Genomic DNA, 18,397 nt, shown 5'->3' on the forward strand with positions numbered 1-18,397 from the left:
CGCGCCGTGCGAGGCCGCCCCCACCCCGCCCGCGGGCCGGGGGCCCCCCGGCGGGCCCCCCCCCCCCGCCCCGCCCCCCCCCCCGCGGGCCGGCCCGCCCCCCCCCCGGGGGGGGGGGCGCCGGCCGTCCCTCTCGCCTCAGTCCTCGTCGCCCGACTGGACCACCACGAGGAAGGCGTCCGACTTCAGGTCCATCACCACGGTGGCGGGCTCCCCCTCGGCCCGCCGCCTGGCCGCGGACTCCTCCGCCGGCCACGATCCGCGCGGGGCTCCCGCGGGGAAACGCTCCAACACCTTCGCGCCCATAGCGGCAGACACCTCCCGATTCGATACGAACACGTCCGTCACCTACGCCTGCCCGCTGCCGGCCGAAGCATGTTCAGGACGCATCCACCCGGGCGACATCCGGGCGGTCGAGATCACGGTCGCGGTCTCCGTCGCGGCCGAGCCGTCCCGGCCACCAGGCGCGGGCGCCGAGGTCCCGCACCAGAGCGGGCACCAGCAGCGAACGCACCACGAGCGTGTCGAGCAGCACGCCGAAAGCGACGATGAAGGCGATCTGCACGAGGAAGGCCAGCGGGATCACGCCGAGCGCGGCGAAGGTGGCGGCCAGCACCACCCCGGCGGAGGTGATGACACCGCCGGTGCTGATCACGCCTCGCAGCACGCCCTCGCGGACCCCGTGCCGCAGGGACTCCTCGCGCACCCGGGACATGAGGAAGATGTTGTAGTCGACGCCCAGGGCCACGAGGAAGACGAATCCGTACAGCGGAACGGACGGATCCGTGCCGGTGAAGCCGAACACGTGCTCGAAGACGAGGCTGGAGACCCCCAGGGTGGCGAGGAAGTTCAGCCCCACGGTGGCCACCAGCAGGGCGGGCGTGAGCAGGGAGCGCAGCAGCACGGTCAGGATGACGAAGATGATGGCGAGGACCACCGGCACGATCAGGGTGCGGTCGCGCTCGGCGGTGCGCAGGGTGTCGTACTGCTGGGCCGTGTAGCCGCCCACCAGGGCGTCCGCGCCGGGAACGGCGTGCAGCGCGGTGCGCAGCCGCGCCACCGTGTCCTTGGCCGCATCGCTGTCCGCCGCCGCCTTCAGGGTGACGTCGACGCGGGCCCGTCCGCCGACGACGAGCGCTTCCCCGCCGGGTGCTCCGGACGCGCTCACCGCCGCGGCCGAGGCCACGCCGTCGGTCGTACGGGACGTCTCGACCACCTTCGTCAGCCGGTCGGCGTCGGCGATGACCACCACCGGGTTGCCCGCGCCGCCGGGGAAGTGCCGGGCGAGCGTCTGCTGGGCCGCCACGGACGGGGCGTCGTTGACGAAGGTCTCGTCCAGCGGGACGCCCTTGGAGGTGAGGGTGGGGGCGAACGCGGCGCAGACGAGCAGGCCGGCCAGCGACACCGCCCACACCTTGCGGGGGGCCCGGTCCACCAGGGCCGCGACCCGGTGCCAGATCCGGCCGCCGGCCCCCTGGTCGTCGGCGGTCCGGGGCTTGGCGGGCCAGTAGGCGGCACGGCCGAGCAGCACCAGGACGGCGGGCAGGAACGTCAGCGTGCTCACCACGGCGGCGATGATGCCGATGGCCCCGACGGGCCCCAGGGCCCGGTTGTTGGTGAGGTCGCTGAGCAACAGGGCGAGCAGACCGAGGGCGACGGTCGCGGCACTGGCCACCACCGTGCTCCAGGACCGGCCCAGCGCGGCCCGCATGGCCGCGAACCGGTCCGCGCGGGAGGCGAGTTCCTCGCGGTAGCGGGCGGTCAGGAGCAGGGCGTAGTCGGTGGCCGCGCCGATGACGAGGATCGACAGGATGCCCTGGACCTGCCCGTCCACGCGTACCACGTCGTGGTCGGCGAGCACGTAGACGACGGCGCAGGCGAGGCCGAGCGCGAGGACGGCGCCGACGATGATCACCAGGGGGAGCAGCACACTGCGGTAGACGAGCAGCAGGATCACCAGGACGGTCACCAGCGCGACGGCGAGGAGCAGGCCGTCGATGCCGGCGAACGCGTCGGAGAGGTCGGCCTGGGTCGCGGCCGGTCCGGCCAGCTGGACGGTGGTGCCGGGGACCCGCTCGGCCGCGGCACGGATCCGCTCCAGGGCCGGGGCCAGCTCCTCCCCCAGGTCGGGGCGCAGCGGTACCACGCCCTCCAGGGCCTTGCCGTCCTCGGAGAGCAGCGCGGGCGAGACCCGGCCCGCCACTCCCGGGGCGTCGGCGAGGGAGGCGAGGGCCTGGGCCGCGGCCTCGCGCCGGTCCGCCACCGGGGTGTCCCGGTCCGAGGTCCACACGACGATGGCCGGGAGGGTCTCGTCCTGGCGGAAGGCCCGCTGGGCGCTGATGACCTCGGTCGATTCGGCGCTGCGCGGCAGGAAGGCGGCCTGGTCGTTCGTGGCGACCTCGCCCAGGCGCCCGGCGAACGGTCCGAGGACGCCGCCGAGGACGAGCCATACGGCGACGAGCAGGACCGGGACGAGCCGTCGGGCGCGTCGAAGGGTGGTGGACATCGTTCTCCTGCTGCGAAGGGACAGATATCTCGACGACTGACAATCTCAATGATTGAGTAATCGGGGACGGGGGGATCTTAGACTGCGTCCGTTCTTCTGCCCCTGCGGGGTCGGCGGATGCGCCGGATCGTGCCCGTTCTCAGCGACCGAGGGTGGCTATCCCCGAGAGTTCCTCGTTCATCGCCGCCAGGAAGCGCAGCACCACCGACAGCTCCTCCTCGGTGAAACGGGACCGGGCGGCCTGCGTGGCCTCGGCCAGGGGCCGGAAATGGGCCCGCGCCGCGGACCGGGCGTCCGACACGTAGTGCAGGTGCACCACTCTGCGGTCGGCGCTCTCACGGACCCGCCGGACGTGGCCGGCGCGCTCCAGCCGGTCGACGCACGCGGTGACGGCGCCGGAGGTCAGCCCGAGGTGCTCGCGCAACCGCTTGGGGGTCATGGGCTCCTCGGCGTCGAGGATCGCCGCCAGCGCCTGGACGTCCGTGGCGTGCAGCCCCTGGTCGCCCGCGAACCCGTGCACCAGCCGGTTGATCTCGCCGTTCATCCGCCGCAGCCGGACCGCGAAGGCGTACAGGTCGGTCGGTGGCGCGGGCGCGTCCGCGTCCCGTCCCTGTTCGTGCTGCTCCCGATCGTTCCCTGTGGCCACGTGATCAGCGTAGCCGTTGCCCGCGATCACCCGATCGTGCCCTCGGACCGCGTCGCGCATCCGCCGCCAGCCCCCGCGGGGAAGGCATACCGGGTGGGGACGTCGACGCGAAGGACCGAGGACTCATGACCGCACAGGGCCAAGGCCACGGCCGGGAACCTCTCCGCTGCCTGGTCACCGGCGCCACGGGCTACATCGGCGGCCGGCTCGTCCCGGAACTGCTGGCGGCCGGTCACCGGGTGCGCTGCCTGGCCCGCTCCCCCGAACGGCTGCGCGACCACCCGTGGGCCGGGGAGGCGGAGGTGGTGCGCGGGGACGTCACGGACGCCTCGTCGGTCGCGGAGGCGATGCGGGACGTCGACGTGGCCTACTACCTGGTGCACGCCCTGGGCTCGGGCCGGGACTTCGAGGAGACCGACCGGCGGGCGGCGCGGATCTTCGGCGAGCGGGCCCGCGCCGCCGGGGTGCGCCGCATCGTCTACCTCGGGGGCCTCACCCCGCCCGGCGTCCCCGAGCGGGAGCTGTCGCCGCACCTGCGTTCGCGCGCCGAGGTGGGCCGCATCCTGCTGGACTCGGGGGTGCCGACGACCGTGCTGCGGGCGGCCGTGGTCATCGGCTCGGGCTCGGTCTCCTTCGAGATGCTCCGCTACCTCACCGAACGCCTGCCCATCATGGTCACGCCGAGCTGGGTGCGCACCAGGATCCAGCCCGTCGCCGTCCGGGACGTGCTGCGCGCCCTGGTCGGCAGCGCCCGGATGCCCGAGGACGTCAACCGGGCCTTCGACATCGGCGGGCCGGAGGTGCTGACGTACCGGGAGATGATGATCCGCTACGCCGCGGTGGCGGGTCTGCCGCGCCGGATCATCGTCCCGGTGCCCGTGCTCACCCCCCGGCTCTCCAGCCACTGGGTGGGGCTCGTGACGCCCGTGCCCGCCTCCATCGCGCGGCCGCTCACCGAGTCGCTGCGTCACGAGGTGGTGTGCCAGGAGCACGACATCGCCCGGTACGTGCCGGACCCGCCCGGACATCCGGTGGGCTTCGACGAGGCGGTACGCCTGGCGCTGCGGCGGGTCCGCGACGCGGAGGTCGTCACCCGCTGGTCGTCCGCCTCCCTGCCCGGCGCTCCCAGCGACCCGCTGCCGACCGACCCGGACTGGGCGGGCGGCAGTCTGTACACCGACTTCCGGGAGGTGCCCGTGCACGCTTCCCGGGAGTCGCTGTGGCGGGTGATCGAGGGGGTGGGCGGCGACAACGGCTGGTACTCCTTCCCGCTGGCCTGGGCGGTGCGCGGATGGCTGGACCGGCTGGTCGGCGGGGTGGGACTGCGCCGGGGCCGGCGCGACGCGGCGCGTCTGCGGGTCGGCGACTCGCTGGACTTCTGGCGGGTCGAGGAGATCGAGCCCGGCCGCCTGCTCCGGCTGCGGGCCGAGATGCGGCTGCCGGGCCTGGCCTGGCTGGAGATGTCCGCGGAGACGGACGGGACGGGCGGCACCCGCTACCGCCAGCGCGCCCTGTTCCATCCGCACGGGCTGCTCGGCCAGGCCTACTGGTGGAGCGTCTCCCCCTTCCACGCGGTGGTGTTCGGCGGCATGGCCCGCAACATCGCCCGGGCCGCGGCGGCCGAGGCTCCCGGCCGGACGTCCGCCGCGTGAGCGCGCATCCGCCGGGTGCCTCGCCGCGGAAGCACCCGGTGGCCCCTCACCCCAGTCGGAAGTCAACGTCATGAACGTCTCCGTCGTCCTGTTCACCTCCGACCTGCGGCTGCACGACCATCCGCCGCTGCGGGCGGCTCTGGAAGGGGCCCGGGAGGTGGTCCCGCTGTTCGTGCGCGACCGGGCCGTCGACGCCGCCGGGTTCGCCGTGCCCAACCGGCTGGCCTTCCTATCCGACTGTCTGCGGGACCTGGACGCGGGGCTGCGCGAACGGGGCGGACGGCTCGTGCTCCGCTCGGGGGACGTCGTCGAGGAGGTGTGCCGGGTCGCCGGCGAGGCGGGCGCCGACGAGGTCCATCTGGCGGCCGACGTCAGCCGGTACGCGCAGCACCGCGAGGAGCGGCTGCGGCACGCCCTGGAGGCGAAGGGCGTACGGCTGCACGTGCACGACGCCGTGACGGCCGCCGTCGCGCCGGGGGCGGTGACCCCGGCCGGGTCGGACCGCTTCGCCGTGTTCACGCCGTACTTCCGGCGCTGGTCGCAGGAGGGACTGCGGGAGGTGCTCGACGCGCCCCGCGCCGTCACCGTCCCGGACGGGGTCGGCTCGGAGGAACTCCCCGCGCACACGGGCGTGTCCGAGGGACTGGCGGCGGGCGGCGAGCGCGAGGGACGGGCACGGCTGGCGGCCTGGCTGCGCCACGGGATCGCCGCGTACGAGGACCGGCACGACGACCTGGCCGGCGACGCCACCTCCCGGCTGTCGCCCCATCTGCACTTCGGCACCCTCTCCCCCGTCGAACTCGTGCGCCGGTCCCGTGCGGCGGGCGGCGCGGGCGCCGAGGCGTTCGTACGGCAGGTCGCCTGGCGCGACTTCCACCGTCAGGTGCTGGCGGCCCGTCCGGCCGCCGCCGTCGCCGACTACCGGCCCCGGCACGACGACTGGCGCACCGAGCGGACCGCCCGCGACGACATCGAGGCGTGGCGGGAGGGCCGCACCGGCTACCCGATCGTGGACGCGGCGATGCGGCAGCTGCGCCACGAGGGGTGGATGCACAACCGGGGCCGGCTGCTGACGGCGAGTTTCCTCACCAAGACGCTGTACGTCGACTGGCGGATCGGCGCGCGCCACTTCCTGGAACTGCTCGTTGACGGGGACATGGCGAACAATCAGCTCAACTGGCAGTGGGTCGCGGGCACCGGCACCGACAGCCGCCCCAACCGGGTCCTCAACCCGGTCACCCAGGCCAAGCGGTACGACCCGGACGGGGCGTACGTGCGGCGGTGGGTACCGGAACTGGCGGGGATCGAGGGCGCGGCGGTGCACGAGCCGTGGCGGCTGCGCGGCCCGGACCGGGCGGCGGCCGGCTACCCCGACCCGGTGGTCGAGCTGTCCGAGGGGCTGGCCCGCTTCCGGCGGGCGCGCGGACTCGACTGAGGCGCGGGCGGTGCCGGTGGACGGACGGCGGCGCGGGGCGTCGCGCCGCGGGGCCGTCGCCGTGCGGGCGGCCCCGCGGTCACGGCGGCGTCGGCTTGCGCGGTCACCGGTCTCCCGCCCGTGCGCGCGGATCCGCTCACCACGTGCGGCCCGCGTCCAGCAGCAGCTCGCGCACGCGTGTGACGTCCGGGTTCTCCACCGCTCCGGGCCGCTGGACGAGGAAGGCCGTGTTGATCGGCGGGTCCTCCGGCTCGTGCAGGGCGACGAGGGCACCCGAGGCCAGCTCGTCGAGGCAGAGGTAGCGCGGCAGGACGGTGAAACCCGCGCCCGCGACGACCGCGGCGAGCACACCGCGCAGGTCGGGCACGGTCACGGCGGCGGAACCGGACAGCCGCCGGCCGAAGACGTGCCGCCAGTAGCGGCGGGCGATCGGCAGGTCCTGCGCGTAGGTGACCAGCGGGACCGGGTGCAGGGCCGCCGGAAGTTCGGCGGCCGGCCGGTCGCCGAGCCGCTCGGCCCAGGCGGGCGCGGCGACCAGGACGAACTCCTCGTCCATGAAGGGGGTCGAGGCCAGGGTGCGGCCGCGCGGGCGGGTCGTGGCGATGACCAGGTCGTGGCGTCCGGCCCGCAGCTCGTCGAGCAGCGGCTCGGTCAGGCCCGGCGCCACGCGCAGCCGGACGCCTTCGGCCGCCAGCGGCGCGAGTGCGGGCAGTACGCGCAGGCACAGCAGTTCCGCGGGCCCGGCGAGGTGTACGGGATCGGGGCGCCCGGCCGTGGCCGGGCCGGGCCCGGCCACCGTGGCCAGTTCGTCGAGCGGCGCCGCGATCCGCGCGGCCAGCGCGTCGGCGACGGCGGTCGGGGCGACGCCGCGCGGAAGCCGCTCGAACAGCTCCCGTCCGGCCTGCCGCTCCAGGGTCCGCATCTGCGTCGTCACGGTCGGCTGCGAGAGTCCGAGCAGTTGGGCGGCACCGGTGAACGACCCCGAGCGGTAGACGGCGAGGAAGGTCCGCAGCAGGTTCAGGTCCAGGTGATGGCTTGGGTCCACCGTGCGCAGTATTCCGTGTGGGCCATCGGGATTCCCATACCTGGCATTGGAATTCTCATTGGTTGCTTATGGCTTGACGGCTTAGGTTCGGGGCATCGACACAGCGACGCTCCGCACCCGGAACGTCGAGGACGCACCCCCCGGAGAGAGCACCATGGCAAAGATCCTTTTCGTGATGACCGGCGCGGACCACTGGACGCTCGCCGACGGCAGCCTGCACCCCACCGGCTTCTGGGCCGAGGAGGCCGTCGCCCCGTACGAGGCGTTCCGCGCGGCGGGCCACGAGGTGGTCGTCGCCACGCCGGGCGGTGTGGTCCCGCCGGTGGACAAGGGCAGCCTCTCGGCCGAGTCGAACGGCGGCCAGGAGGGGGCCGACCGCGTCGCGGCCGGACTCGAGAAGATGACCGAGCTGCGGCGTCCGGTGCGTCTGGAGGACGTGGACCTCGCCGACTACGCGGCCGTCTTCTACCCCGGCGGGCACGGCCCGATGGAGGACCTGGCCGTCGACGCCACCTCCGGCCGCATCCTCGCGACGGCCCTGGAGTCCGGTACGGCGCTCGGCGTCGTCTGCCACGGCCCGGCCGCCCTGCTGGCCGCCGTGAAGGAGGACGGCACCAACGCCTTCGCCGGCCGCCGCATCACCGCCTTCACCAACGACGAGGAGACGCAGGCCGGCCTCGCGGACAGGGCCAAGTGGCTCCTCCAGGACCGGCTGACCGCGGCGGGCGTCGACGTGCAGATCGGCGAGCCGTGGGCGCCGCACGTGATCGTGGACGGCAACCTCGTCACCGGCCAGAACCCGGCCTCCTCGGGCCCGCTCGCCGCCGAGCTGCTGAAGAAGCTGGCCTGACCCCGTCGGCCGGCCGGCTCCGTGAGGCCCCGGACATCGCCTCCGGGCGCCCCGCACCAGCCGGACCCGGCCTGGCCGGCGGCTCACGGGCGACTCCGCGCGCCCCGTGAGCCGCTGGACGGCAAGGGCCGCCGGGACGGGAAGGCCATTGAGGCGGACGGGGCCGCCTCTTCCGGCACGGCCGCCGGCCCGGAGGACGCGCCGGACACCCGCCGTCCGCCCGGACCCGGCGGAGACCCGCCGGTCCGCAGCGGTCCTCACCCGCCCGACAGCAGGGTCAGGGCCTCCTTCAGTCCCGCCGGTCGCGGCAGCCCCCGCGCGGAGCGCCCCGCCCACCCGGGCCCGCCGAGGACCACCGTCGGCCCGCGCCGCGCGCCGCTGACGCCCCACCGCATGTCCGCGACCTGCCGGGCGAGCGCCGGGCTCGCCGTGGAGCGGGCCTGCGCCCAGAGGACCACGGCGACCGGACCCAGACGACCGACCGCCGCGGCGAGCGCCTCGGCCGGGACGGCCGCCCCGAACATGCGGGTGGCCGTGCCGCGTTCGAGCAGGGCCGCGTTGAGCGCCTCCAGCGGCAGGGTGTGCTGCTCCCCCGGCACGCACGCCAGCATCACGGGCCCGGCACCCTCCGTGCGCCGGTCCGCCGCGGGCGGACCGGTGACGCGGCGCAGGGTGGTCGACACGTGCCAGGACAGCAGGTGCTCGACCTCCACGTACCGGTCGCCGGAGGACTCCCACTTGCGTCCCACCGCGTGCAGGGCCGGCACCATCACCTCCTCCCAGGCGACGGGCAGCCCGTGCCGTTCCACGGCTTCGGCCAGCAGATCCTCCACGGCGGGCGCGTCCAGCCGTACCGCGGCACGGGCCAGGCCCCGGCACTCCTGGCGGACGTCGGCGCCCAGGGGCAGCGCGCCGGCCGCGCGGGAGCGCTCCGGCGGTGCCTCGGCCGTCCGGGGCGGCGTGTCGGCGCCCGCCCTCGCCGCCCTGGCCGCCTCCGCGGGCGGCACACCGGCCGACGTCAGCCGGCACATGGCCTCGACCACGGCCACGTCGTCCGGGCGCCAGCGGCGGTGCCGTCCGCCGTCGCGCTCCACCGGTCCGAGGCCGTAGCGGCGGTCCCAGGAACGCAACGTGGTGGGCGCCACGCCCAGCCGACGGGCCAGCGTGCCGGTCGTCAGGCCGACGTCGTCGGGGTTCGGGGACTCTCGCATGAGCCGACGATACGACGCCGGGTACGGCGCACCCGCGGACGGGGGCGGGCGGTGCGGAAGGAGCCGCGGAGGGAGCCGCGGCCGTGCGCACGGGACGGCGGGCACGACGCTCTACACATAAAGGAAAAATAAGAGCACAATGGGATGAAGCGGCCCACACCGCACACCGCATCGAAGCGGTCAGGCCTGCAAGTCGAAGGAGATGGGTCATGGCCAACGTCTCGCACTCCAGAGGCGACATGTCGACTCACCCGGATGTTCCCGAGATGCGGACCAGGTACGACCGCATGCTCGGTGGTCGCGATGTGGCGCTCGTGGACGGGCCGGTGTTCCTGCTCGGTCTGTACTGCGCCGTGTCCCCGTGGATACTCCACTACACCGTCAGCCAGCCCGCGCTCGTGACGCACAACCTGATCGCCGGCATCGCGATCGGTCTGCTCGCGCTCGGGTTCACCGCGGCTCCGGCCCGTATGTACGGACTGAGCTGGGCCATGTGCGCGCTCGGCATATGGATGATCGTCGCCCCGTGGATCGTCGGCGACAGCCCGGACGCCGGGGTCGTCGTCAACAACATCGTCATCGGGGCCCTGGCGCTGGTCCTCGGGCTGGTGTGCGCCGGTACGGCGGCGAAGAGCGTCCCCCGCGCGTAACCCCCGCGGCACGAACGGGAGACAGGGAGGCGGTCCGGCCGGGCCGCCTCCCGTCGTCCGCGCGGCCCGCGGCCGGGCGCCGGCCGCGGGTCAGCGGCGGCCGGCCGCCGCGGCGGCGTGCGGCGGCGGCAGCAGTCCCGAGACGACCTCCGGCGGCCAGACACCGTACGCCGGCAGCAGCGGCTCCGGCGGGTCGGCCGGCGGCCCGGTCCTCGTCGGCGTACCGGCCGAGACGGACGGCGCCGTGGGCTCCGGGACCCGCTCGACGAACGGCGGGAGGTCCTGGGCACAGCGCGCGCCCACCGGCGGCAGCGCACCGGTCAGGAAGTAGCGCACCGCATACCGCCCCACGCAGGCGCTGGGATTGTCCAGCGCGGTGTGCCCGTACCCGTCGAGCGTCAGCAGGCGCGCACGGCCCAGTTCCGCGGCCGTCGCGCGGCCCGACCGGTACGGGGTCGAGGGGTCGTGGGTGGTGTTGACCACCAGTACCGGGTGGACGGTCGGGCGGTCCCACGGACCGGTGTACGGCCGCGCCGCCCGGGCCGGCCACCCGGCACACGGCTCGTTGGCCCAGGCCCACCAGCTGCCGAGCGCGCCGGCCTCCGCCACCGCCCGTCGTTCCAGGGCGGGATAGCGGTCCGGCGAACGCGGGTTGGGACTCTCCGCGCACAGCACCGCGACCGACTGCTCGAAGCCCGGGTACCGCGCGGGTTCCGCCGTCGCGGTGCCGGGGTCGACGGACGCCCGGCCGTCCCACAGCCCCTGGAGCGTGTCCGCGATCCCGGCCCAGCCGGGGTGCACGGTGTAGAGCCCGCCCCGCACCTCGCTCACCGTCCGCGCGTACGTCCATCCCCCGACCGGCCGCTTCGCCAGGCGTCGCAGCAGGGAGTGGTACTTGGCCCGGGTGGCCGCCGGGCCGCCCGCCGAGAACACGCACTCCGTCACGGGCGCCCGGCCGCAGTGGTCGAGGAACTGCCCCAGCGTGTCGGCCGAGCCCACGTGGGAGCCGAGCCGCAGGAAGGTGCTCAGCCCGGGCTCGCCGGCCGCGCCCCGGTTCACCCACGCCTGCGGGTCCACGTTCCCGTCGAGCACCAGGCGGCCGACCCGCTCGGGGAACAGGTTCGCGTAGGTCGCGCCGAGCAGCGTGCCGTAGGAGATGCCCCAGTAGTCCAGCCGTTCCTGCCCCGTCGCGCGGCGCAGCAGCTCCAGGTCGCGGGCGGTGTCGGCGGTGGAGATGTGGCGCAGCAGCTCCGGGTCGCGCCGCTCGCAGCGCCGCGCGAGGTCGGCGTACGCGGCGGTGAACGCGCGCTGTTCCCGCTCTCCCACCGGGAACGGCGGCACCTTCGCCTGCCAGGCGGCGGCCTCCCCGGCGGTGGCGAAGCAGCGCACGGCCGTGCTCTCGCCGACGCCTCGCGGGTCCCAGCTGACGATGTCGTAGCGGTCGCGCAGTTCGCGGGGGAACTTCTCGTACAGTTCCGGCAGTGCGAGGGTGCCCGGGCCGCCCGGACCGCCGGGGTTGAAGAACAGCGTGCCGGCCCGCCCGGCCGGTTCGGCGGCGCGGTGACGGATGACGGCCAGTTCGATGGTGCGGTGCTCGGGGCGGGTGTGGTCGAGCGGTACGTTCGCCACCGCGCACTCGAACCCGGTCTGTGTCTCCCCCTCGCAGGGCTTCCACCGCAGGACGACGCCGGTGTCACCGCCCGGGCCGTCGGCGGACGCCGGGCCGACCCCTGCGAGCAGCATCACCAACGCCCCGGCCGCCGCACCGGCGGTCCCTCTGAGCGGCATCCGTACGACGGTCCGTGGCATGGGCGGGCCCTTCCCTGGCGACTGACGGGAGCCGGGCCCTGCGGCAGCGGCCCCGCAGCCATACCACCGGCGGCCCGGCCCCTGGGCAACCGACACGCGTCCGAACGGGCGGTACGGCGGCCACGGGGGCGCCGACGCCGGACGGGCGCGGGCCGGGCGCGCTGCCGGCGTGGTCCGGGGCGCACGGCGAAGGGCCGCCGGACGGACGGTCCTACGGCGTGTACACGTACGGCGTCGTCGTGGTCAGGGGCGCGAAGCCGAGGCGCTGGAGGATCGGCCGGCTCTGGTCGGAGGCGTCGACCTGGAGGTAGCGGTAGCCGCGGTCGGCGGCGATGCGGGCGCGGTGGGCGACCAGGGCCCGGTAGATGCCGCGGCCGCGCCAGGCCTCGGAGGTGCCGCCGCCCCACAGACCGGCGAACCGTGTGCCGGGGAGGAGTTCCATGCGGGCCGAGCTGACCGGTTCGTCGCCGGCGAGGACGACGAGGGCGACGACGTTGTCCGGGTCCGTGGCGAGGCGGTCCCGCATCAGGTCCCGCAGCCGGCCGGCGTCCCTGCCGAACGCCCTCTCGTTCGCCTCGGCCATGAGGTCGACGCCCGCCCGGTCGGTGACGGGCACGACGCGGAGTCCCTCGGGCAGTTCGGCGCCGACGAGCTGTGCGGCGGTCTCACCGATCATCAGGGTCTCCTCCGGCTCGGGCACGAACCCGGCCGCCACGAGGCGGCGCCCCAGGTCGGCGGGCCGGTCGTGCCCGTAGAGCTTCCACTCGAAGTCCCGGCCGAGTCCGCCGAAGTACGCGACCTGCTCGGCGATCGCCGCGTCCGCGTCCGCGGAGTCCAGGCCGGACCACACGACGCCGTTCCAGCCGCCCTCGGAGCCGACGTGGCGGACCACCCGCCCGACGCGTTCGACGCGTGCGCCGGGGTTCTCGGGGAGCGCGCCTTCGCGCATGTCCCGGTCGTACAGGGCGAGTACCGCGGCGTTGTCCATGGGGCCACTCCAGCAGGGCGCCCCGGTGCGATCAACGGATTTACCGGGGCCGGTGGTCCTACCCTGGACGCCGGAGACCCGCACCAGGACGAGGAGAGCCGCACGTCATGCCGAAGGACGACGAACTCCCGCATCTGCGCCGCTGCGTCGCGCTCGCCGAGGAGGCGCTCCGCGCCGGGGACGAGCCGTTCGGCTCGGTGCTGGTGGGGGCCGAAGGGACGGTGCTCGCCGAGGACCACAACCGGGTGGCGTCCGGCGACCGCACCCGCCACCCCGAGTTCGAACTGGCCCGCTGGTCCGCGGCGCGCCTGTCGCCCGGCGAGCGGGCGGCGGCCACGGTGTACACGTCCGGCGAGCACTGCCCGATGTGCGCGGCCGCCCACGCCTGGGTCGGCCTGGGCCGCATCGTGTACGTCGCCTCGTCCGCCCAGCTGACGGCCTGGCTCTCCGAGTGGGGCGTGCCCGCGGCGCCCGTACGGGCCCTGCCGGTCCGGGAGATCGCTCCCGGCGTGCCGGTGGAGGGGCCGGTGCCCGAGCTGGTGGAGGAGGTGCGGGCGCTGCACCGGCGGTTCCACGGCGTGCGGGCGGAGCGGGAGCGGCCGTAGGCCCCCGCGGGGCCCGCGGCCGCGCGGGGGCGGCCGGTCAGCGCTCCGCGCCGGGGCGGAACCGGCGGTGGAGGACCGCTCCGCCGAGGATCAGCGCCGCGGCGCCGGCGAGAGCGGGGGCGGTGGCGTCGGTGCCCGTGCGGGCGAGGGCGGACATGGTGTGCGGCGCCGGGGCGGGCGGCACCGCCCTCGGGTCCGCGGGGGACGCGGCCGGCGGGGTGTGCCGCGTCGGCGGCTCCGGCCTGGACCCGGCGGGGGGGTGCAGGCTCCTCGTCCGGGACGTTGACGGACGTGTTGCCGAACGCCGGGTCGGCGACGCCGACGACGTCGACGCTGTTGCCGCTGTTGCCGCTCACGTTCGCCGGGAGCTGGGCCGGCAGCTGGACGCCGTTGCCGGGGACGACGCCGGGCGAGTCCTGCGCACCGCCGTGGGCGCTCACGCCGCCGCCGTTCCTCGCGGGTGCGGCGGCCGGGTCCTGGTCGGCGCACGCGTTGCCGGCGGCGGGGTTGAGGACTCCCACCACGTTCACGGTGTTCCCGCACAGGTTCAGCGGGACGTGCACCGGCAGCTGGACGCCATTCCCGGAGATCAGCCCGGGCGAGTTCGCCGCGGTCGCGTCCGCCGCGGAGTCGGCGAACGCGGGTGCGGCCACGGCCGGCGCGCCCGAGGCGGCGGCGACGGCGATCACACCGTTTCGGGTGACCCGTCTCATGGGGTCCCTGCCTTCCGGACATGGTCGCGGGCGCTCGCCCGCCACCCCGTGGAACGCGGCGGAACCACGCGAGTTATGGCCGAACGGTCTTTCCCGCCTGAGTGTCGCTCTTCTCGAACCGGTGACAACGCACGTCGTGCCGTCGCCGTCCGCGCGGGACACCGGCGGCACGGCGTCCTCTCGGTGCCCGCCCGACGGGCCTCGCGCGGGGCCGCCCGGCGTCCGAAAGGCGGGTCCCGGGGAGCCCGCCTATCGTGGGCCGGGGCACCGGTCCCCGGTCCGCTGCAAGGCGTCTGGGAGGCATTGATGCTGGCCAAGCTGTCGACGCGACCCGCACTGCGACGCGGCGCGCTCGCCGCCGTCGCCGCCCTGACGCTGCTCGGCGCAGGGCTGTCCACGGCGACCACGGACACGGGCGGCGGCCGCCCCGCGGACCTGTCCCGGTTCCACGACCAGAGGATCAGGTGGGGGAAGTGCACGGGCGAGGGCATGCCCGACGACCTCCAGTGCGCCAAGGCGACCGTCCCCGTCGACTACGCGCGCCCCGACGGCGCCACCCTCGACCTGGCGCTCGCCCGTTACCGCGCCACCGGCGACAAGCGCGGGTCCCTCCTGCTGAACTTCGGCGGGCCCGGCGGCCCGGGTGTCCCCGAACTCGCCTACGGCGGCAAGGACTTCATGGACCTCACCGACGGCTACGACGTGGTGACCTTCGACCCGCGGGGCGTCGGCCGGTCCTCCCCGGTCAGCTGCGGGGACGCCGAGAACGACGCGTACGCGGCCGTCGACGACGATCCGGACGAGCTCGGCGATCCGCGGGCGCTGCTGGCACGGCTGAAGAAGGCCGCCGCCGCGTGCGCCGAGCACTCCGGGCCGGTCCTGCCGCACATCGGCACGGTGGACGCGGCGCGGGACATGGACGTGATCCGCGCGGCCCTCGGCGACCGGAAGCTCAACTACCTGGGCTTCTCCTACGGCACCCGGCTCGGCGCGGTGTACGCCGCCCAGTTCCCCGACCGGGTGGGACGGCTCGTCCTGGACGGCGTGGACACGCTCACCGAGCCGCTCGCCGAGCAGGGCATCGCGGGCGCCCGGGGGCAGCAGGTGGCGCTGGACGACTTCGTGGACTGGTGTGTGAAGGACATCGCCTGTCCGTTCGGGCAGGACGCGCGCACCGCCCGCGAGGAGGTGCGGCGGCTCGTCCGGTCGATGGACGAGGACCCGGTGCCGACCGACTTCGGCGAGCCGTTCACGGGGCAGGACCTGGTGGGCGCCATCGGACAGGGGCTGTACAGCAAGCAGTTGTGGCCGTCCCTGGAGCGGGCACTGGCCCAGCTCGTCGAGAACGGGGACACCAGCGGCGTCATGGCGTTCGCGACCGGCGGGCTGTCCCTGCCGGTGCGCGATCCGGGGGGCGGTGATCCGAGCGGGGGGCTGGCCGACGAGGAGGAGATCCCCCTGGACAACCTGCCGGCGGCGCTGATGGCGATCAACTGCGCCGACGACCCCGACCGCCCGGCCGCCGAGCGGATCACCGCCGACCTCGAGCGGCTGCGCGCCGACTACGAGGAGGCGTCGCCGGTCTTCGGGCAGTACCGGCTCACCCAGGTCCTGATGTGCTACGGCCGTCCCCGGGGCACGGACTACATACGCGACGAGGTGAAGAACCTCGACACCCCGAAGATGCTGCTCGTCGGCACCCGCGGGGACCCGGCGACGCCGTACCGCTGGACCGTGGAGACGGCGGAGCGGCTCGGGTCGTCGGCCGTGGTGCTGGACAACCGCGGCGAGGGGCACACCGGGTACGGCTCGTCGAAGTGCGTGCACCGCAAGGTCGACGACTTCCTCCTGTACGGTTCCCTCCCGCCGAGCGGCAGCTCCTGCGGGGCCGACGAGGACGCCTGAGTGGGCCGCCACCTGCCGGTGCTGCTGGCCGCCGTCGGCGCGGTGGGGGCAGTGCTCGCCGCGTGCGCCGGTTCGGCGTGGTGGTGGCCGGCGGCCGGGCCGCTGCTGGCGCTCACCTGCGTCGGCGTCCGCGATCTGGTGCAGCGCCGGGACTCGCTGCTGCGGGCGTATCCCCTGACCGGGCGTCTGCCGTGGGTGCCCCGGCGCGGTGCCGCCGAGCCGGCCGGTGCCGTGCGCGAGTTCCTCGTGCCGTCCCTCGGCCCGGTCGAGCCGCCCGAGGAGACGCCGGTGGTGCGGGTGGGCGGCCCCGACTGCCGGCTGCCGTACGACATGGCGCTGCTGAACGTGTCCGCGATGAGCTTCGGGGCGCTCTCGCCCCGCGCGGTGCACGCCCTCAACCGGGGCGCCGCGCTGGGCGGGTTCGCGCAGGACACCGGCGAGGGCGGGCTGACCGAGCACCATCTGCGCGGCGGCGGTGACCTCGTCTGGGAGATCGGGACGGGCTACTTCGGCTGCCGGACCGACGACGGGGCCTTCGACGCACGGGAGTTCGCGGACAAGGCGGCGCTGCCCGAGGTGCGGTGCGTGTCGCTGAAGCTGTCGCAGGGGGCCGCTCCGGGCGGCGGCGCGCTGCTGCCGGGCGGGAAGGTGAGTGCCTCGGTCGCGCGGGAGCGCGGGGTGCCGGTGGGCGAACCGGTGGTGTCGCCGCCGGGACACCGGGAGTTCGCCACGCCGCGGGAACTGGTGCTGTTCCTGGCGCGGCTGCGGGAGCTGGCGGGCGGCAAGCCGACCGGGTTCAAGCTGTGCGTGGGCTCGCGCCGGGAGTTCCTCGCGGTGTGCCGGGCGATGGTCGCGGAGGGCGTCGCGCCGGACTTCGTGGTGGTGGACGGGTCGGAGGGCGGCTCCGGCGCGGCGCCGCCGTACGCCGGTGAGGTCGGGCTGCCGCTCACCGAGGGGCTGATCACCGTGCACAACGCGCTGGTCGGCGTCGGGCTGCGGGACCGGGTCCGGATCGGGGCGAGCGGCCGGGTGGCCACGGGCACGGACGTGGTCCGGCGGCTCGCCCAGGGCGCCGACTTCACCAACGCGGCGCGCGCGATGATGCGGGCCGTCGGCTGCGTGGAGGCCGGCCGGTGCGCCGCCGGCAGCTGCCCGGTCGGCGTCGCGACGCAGGACCCGCTGCGGATGCGCGCCCTGGACGTGGCCGACAAGGCCCGGCGGGTGCACCGCTACCAGCGCGAGACGGTCCGCGACGCCGTGCGGGTCATGGCCGCGATGGGCGTCCGGGAGCCGGCCGGTCTCACGCCCGCCCACCTGGTGCGGCGGACGGACCGGGGGACGCTGCGGTCGTACTCGGAGCTGTACGAGTGGCTGGAGCCGGGAGCGCTGCTGTCCGGGCCGCCGCAGTCCTGGGCGGCGGACTGGAAGGCGGCGGACCCGGACGGTTTCAGCTAGCCGCGGCCGCCGCCGACGGGACGGTCACGAAGGCGTCGACGGCCGCCGTCAGTTCGGCCGGCTTCTCCACGGGCAGTTCGTGGCCCGCGTCGAGGATGCGCACGGTGGCGTCCGGATACGCCTTCGCCATCCGCAGCATCTGCCGCACCGGGAGCTGGATGTCGTGGTAGCCGTGGATCATCAGGGTCGGCGTGCGGATCTCCCCGGCCCGGTCCAGGACGTCGAAGGCGCGCATGGCCCCGTACAGCGTCATGACCACCTCGCGCGGGGTGTCCGCGGAGGACCTGACACAGGCGCGGATCTCCTCGCGCGGGTGGCCGGGGGCGAAGGCGCGCTGGATGTTCGTGGCGACGAACAGCTTGTACGGCACGAGGGTGGAGGCGGCCATCAGCAGGCCCCGGCCGCGGTTGTACGCCATCCGGCCGATGGAGTTCACCAGCACCATGCGCTCGACGCGTTCGGGGTGGGCCAGGGCGATGGTCTGCGCGATCATCCCGCCCATGGAGTGGCCGATCAGCACGAACCGCTCGACCTCCAGGTGGTCGAGGAGCGCGAGGACGTCGTCCGCCAGGTGCCGGATCGTCGGCACGCCCGCCCCGGTGCTGTCGCCGTGCCCGCGCAGGTCGAGCCGGATCACCCTGCGCGAGGTCGAGAAGTGCGCCGTCTGGTGGTCCCAGCGGTGCCGGTTCGCCGTCCAGCCGTGGACGAACACCAGAGGCACCCCGCCGCCGTCGCGGGGTCCCTCGTCGTCGTACGTCAGTGCTGCGCCGTCGACTTCGAGCTGCGGCATGGGTGTCTCCCGCGGGTATGTCCGGTCTTCCGGTTACTGACGCGTACCGTAACCGGCCGACGGGGGCGGCGTCACCGGCGTTCGCCGAGGAAGCCGGGAAAGCCGAGAAAGCCGGGGACGGGCCCGGACGCGGCGAG

The 18,397-nt window shown here is 75.2% G+C and carries 16 protein-coding genes and 1 pseudogene; 7 read left to right on the forward strand and 10 right to left on the reverse strand.

From position 1 onward, the window contains the following. Window positions 1–138: 138 nt before the first annotated feature. The 3 genes from ACH4N1_RS18380 to ACH4N1_RS18390 form a co-directional block, all read right to left on the reverse strand. Window positions 139–306: a hypothetical protein gene (locus ACH4N1_RS18380; RefSeq protein WP_398098241.1), complete on the reverse strand. Its 168-nt coding sequence runs from the start codon at window positions 304–306 to the stop codon at window positions 139–141. 73 nt (window positions 307–379) lie between these two features. After that, window positions 380–2,506 (reverse strand): MMPL family transporter, encoded by a 2,127-nt coding sequence (locus ACH4N1_RS18385; RefSeq protein ID WP_398098243.1) that lies wholly within the window; start codon window positions 2,504–2,506, stop codon window positions 380–382. A 139-nt stretch (window positions 2,507–2,645) separates the two neighbouring features. Next, window positions 2,646–3,152 carry a MarR family winged helix-turn-helix transcriptional regulator gene (locus ACH4N1_RS18390; RefSeq protein WP_398098246.1) on the reverse strand — a complete coding sequence of 169 codons (507 nt, stop codon included), beginning with the start codon at window positions 3,150–3,152 and terminating at the stop codon, window positions 2,646–2,648. Window positions 3,153–3,277: 125 nt separating this feature from the next. Between ACH4N1_RS18390 and ACH4N1_RS18395 the strand changes: the two genes are divergently transcribed. Both ACH4N1_RS18395 and ACH4N1_RS18400 read left to right on the forward strand, forming a co-directional pair. Further along, window positions 3,278–4,804 (forward strand): SDR family oxidoreductase, encoded by a 1,527-nt coding sequence (locus ACH4N1_RS18395; RefSeq protein WP_398098247.1) that lies wholly within the window; start codon window positions 3,278–3,280, stop codon window positions 4,802–4,804. 70 nt (window positions 4,805–4,874) lie between these two features. Then, window positions 4,875–6,239 (forward strand): cryptochrome/photolyase family protein, encoded by a 1,365-nt coding sequence (locus ACH4N1_RS18400; protein ID WP_398098248.1) that lies wholly within the window; start codon window positions 4,875–4,877, stop codon window positions 6,237–6,239. A gap of 136 nt (window positions 6,240–6,375) precedes the next feature. Here the strand turns inward: ACH4N1_RS18400 and ACH4N1_RS18405 are convergent, their stop codons facing one another. Then, window positions 6,376–7,284, reverse strand: a complete 909-nt coding sequence (locus tag ACH4N1_RS18405) for a LysR family transcriptional regulator (RefSeq protein WP_398098249.1) — start codon at window positions 7,282–7,284, stop codon at window positions 6,376–6,378. A gap of 154 nt (window positions 7,285–7,438) precedes the next feature. Here ACH4N1_RS18405 and ACH4N1_RS18410 point away from each other — a divergent pair, with 154 nt between their 5' ends. After that, window positions 7,439–8,134 (forward strand): type 1 glutamine amidotransferase domain-containing protein, encoded by a 696-nt coding sequence (locus tag ACH4N1_RS18410; RefSeq protein ID WP_398098250.1) that lies wholly within the window; start codon window positions 7,439–7,441, stop codon window positions 8,132–8,134. Window positions 8,135–8,391: 257 nt separating this feature from the next. Here ACH4N1_RS18410 and ACH4N1_RS18415 read toward each other — a convergent pair whose 3' ends face one another. Next, entirely contained in the window at window positions 8,392–9,345 is a 954-nt protein-coding gene (locus tag ACH4N1_RS18415; RefSeq protein WP_398098251.1) for a MerR family transcriptional regulator, read from the reverse strand. A gap of 209 nt (window positions 9,346–9,554) precedes the next feature. On the opposite strand from ACH4N1_RS18415, the gene ACH4N1_RS18420 reads away from it, so the two are divergent. Then, on the forward strand, window positions 9,555–9,995 hold the full coding sequence (locus tag ACH4N1_RS18420) for an SPW repeat protein (RefSeq protein WP_398098253.1): 441 nt from the start codon (window positions 9,555–9,557) through the stop codon (window positions 9,993–9,995). 90 nt (window positions 9,996–10,085) lie between these two features. Here ACH4N1_RS18420 and ACH4N1_RS18425 read toward each other — a convergent pair whose 3' ends face one another. Both ACH4N1_RS18425 and ACH4N1_RS18430 read right to left on the reverse strand, forming a co-directional pair. After that, a complete protein-coding gene (locus ACH4N1_RS18425; RefSeq protein WP_398098254.1) occupies window positions 10,086–11,783 on the reverse strand; it encodes an alpha/beta fold hydrolase in 1,698 nt (565 codons plus the stop codon). A gap of 232 nt (window positions 11,784–12,015) precedes the next feature. Next, a complete protein-coding gene (locus ACH4N1_RS18430; protein ID WP_398098255.1) occupies window positions 12,016–12,792 on the reverse strand; it encodes a GNAT family N-acetyltransferase in 777 nt (258 codons plus the stop codon). A gap of 107 nt (window positions 12,793–12,899) precedes the next feature. Between ACH4N1_RS18430 and ACH4N1_RS18435 the strand changes: the two genes are divergently transcribed. After that, complete coding sequence (locus ACH4N1_RS18435) at window positions 12,900–13,397, forward strand: nucleoside deaminase (RefSeq protein ID WP_398098257.1); 498 nt, start codon at window positions 12,900–12,902, stop codon at window positions 13,395–13,397. A gap of 37 nt (window positions 13,398–13,434) precedes the next feature. On the opposite strand, the gene ACH4N1_RS18440 is transcribed toward ACH4N1_RS18435, so the two are convergent. Both ACH4N1_RS18440 and ACH4N1_RS18445 read right to left on the reverse strand, forming a co-directional pair. After that, window positions 13,435–13,581 carry an LPXTG cell wall anchor domain-containing protein gene (locus tag ACH4N1_RS18440; RefSeq protein ID WP_398098258.1) on the reverse strand — a complete coding sequence of 49 codons (147 nt, stop codon included), beginning with the start codon at window positions 13,579–13,581 and terminating at the stop codon, window positions 13,435–13,437. A 157-nt stretch (window positions 13,582–13,738) separates the two neighbouring features. Further along, window positions 13,739–14,110: pseudogene (locus tag ACH4N1_RS18445) on the reverse strand (chaplin family protein); the annotation flags it as partial. A 306-nt stretch (window positions 14,111–14,416) separates the two neighbouring features. Between ACH4N1_RS18445 and ACH4N1_RS18450 the strand changes: the two are divergent. After that, window positions 14,417–16,015, forward strand: a complete 1,599-nt coding sequence (locus tag ACH4N1_RS18450; protein WP_398098259.1) for an alpha/beta hydrolase — start codon at window positions 14,417–14,419, stop codon at window positions 16,013–16,015. Then, window positions 16,016–17,470, forward strand: coding sequence for a glutamate synthase-related protein (locus tag ACH4N1_RS18455; protein WP_398098262.1), 1,455 nt, complete (start codon window positions 16,016–16,018; stop codon window positions 17,468–17,470). Here the strand turns inward: ACH4N1_RS18455 and ACH4N1_RS18460 are convergent. After that, on the reverse strand, window positions 17,463–18,260 hold the full coding sequence (locus ACH4N1_RS18460; protein WP_398098263.1) for an alpha/beta fold hydrolase: 798 nt from the start codon (window positions 18,258–18,260) through the stop codon (window positions 17,463–17,465). The two genes, ACH4N1_RS18455 and ACH4N1_RS18460, sit on opposite strands and share 8 nt — an antisense overlap. Window positions 18,261–18,397 lie beyond the last annotated feature (137 nt).

This window comes from Streptomyces sp. NPDC017202, from assembly GCF_044331705.1.
GTDB lineage: Bacteria > Actinomycetota > Actinomycetes > Streptomycetales > Streptomycetaceae > Streptomyces.

Excerpts from the sequence above, each read along its gene's own strand:
- ACH4N1_RS18400 (WP_398098248.1), top strand. The coding sequence starts at position 4,875 with ATGAACGTCTCCGTCGTCCTGTTCACCTCCGACCTGCGGCTGCACGAC.
- ACH4N1_RS18385 (WP_398098243.1), bottom strand. The coding sequence starts at position 2,506 with ATGTCCACCACCCTTCGACGCGCCCGACGGCTCGTCCCGGTCCTGCTC.
- ACH4N1_RS18450 (WP_398098259.1), top strand. The coding sequence starts at position 14,417 with ATGCTGGCCAAGCTGTCGACGCGACCCGCACTGCGACGCGGCGCGCTC.
- ACH4N1_RS18435 (WP_398098257.1), top strand. The coding sequence starts at position 12,900 with ATGCCGAAGGACGACGAACTCCCGCATCTGCGCCGCTGCGTCGCGCTC.
- ACH4N1_RS18420 (WP_398098253.1), top strand. The coding sequence starts at position 9,555 with ATGGCCAACGTCTCGCACTCCAGAGGCGACATGTCGACTCACCCGGAT.
- ACH4N1_RS18395 (WP_398098247.1), top strand. The coding sequence starts at position 3,278 with ATGACCGCACAGGGCCAAGGCCACGGCCGGGAACCTCTCCGCTGCCTG.
- ACH4N1_RS18410 (WP_398098250.1), top strand. The coding sequence starts at position 7,439 with ATGGCAAAGATCCTTTTCGTGATGACCGGCGCGGACCACTGGACGCTC.
- ACH4N1_RS18425 (WP_398098254.1), bottom strand. The coding sequence starts at position 11,783 with ATGCCGCTCAGAGGGACCGCCGGTGCGGCGGCCGGGGCGTTGGTGATG.
- ACH4N1_RS18415 (WP_398098251.1), bottom strand. The coding sequence starts at position 9,345 with ATGCGAGAGTCCCCGAACCCCGACGACGTCGGCCTGACGACCGGCACG.
- ACH4N1_RS18380 (WP_398098241.1), bottom strand. The coding sequence starts at position 306 with ATGGGCGCGAAGGTGTTGGAGCGTTTCCCCGCGGGAGCCCCGCGCGGA.
- ACH4N1_RS18460 (WP_398098263.1), bottom strand. The coding sequence starts at position 18,260 with ATGCCGCAGCTCGAAGTCGACGGCGCAGCACTGACGTACGACGACGAG.
- ACH4N1_RS18430 (WP_398098255.1), bottom strand. The coding sequence starts at position 12,792 with ATGGACAACGCCGCGGTACTCGCCCTGTACGACCGGGACATGCGCGAA.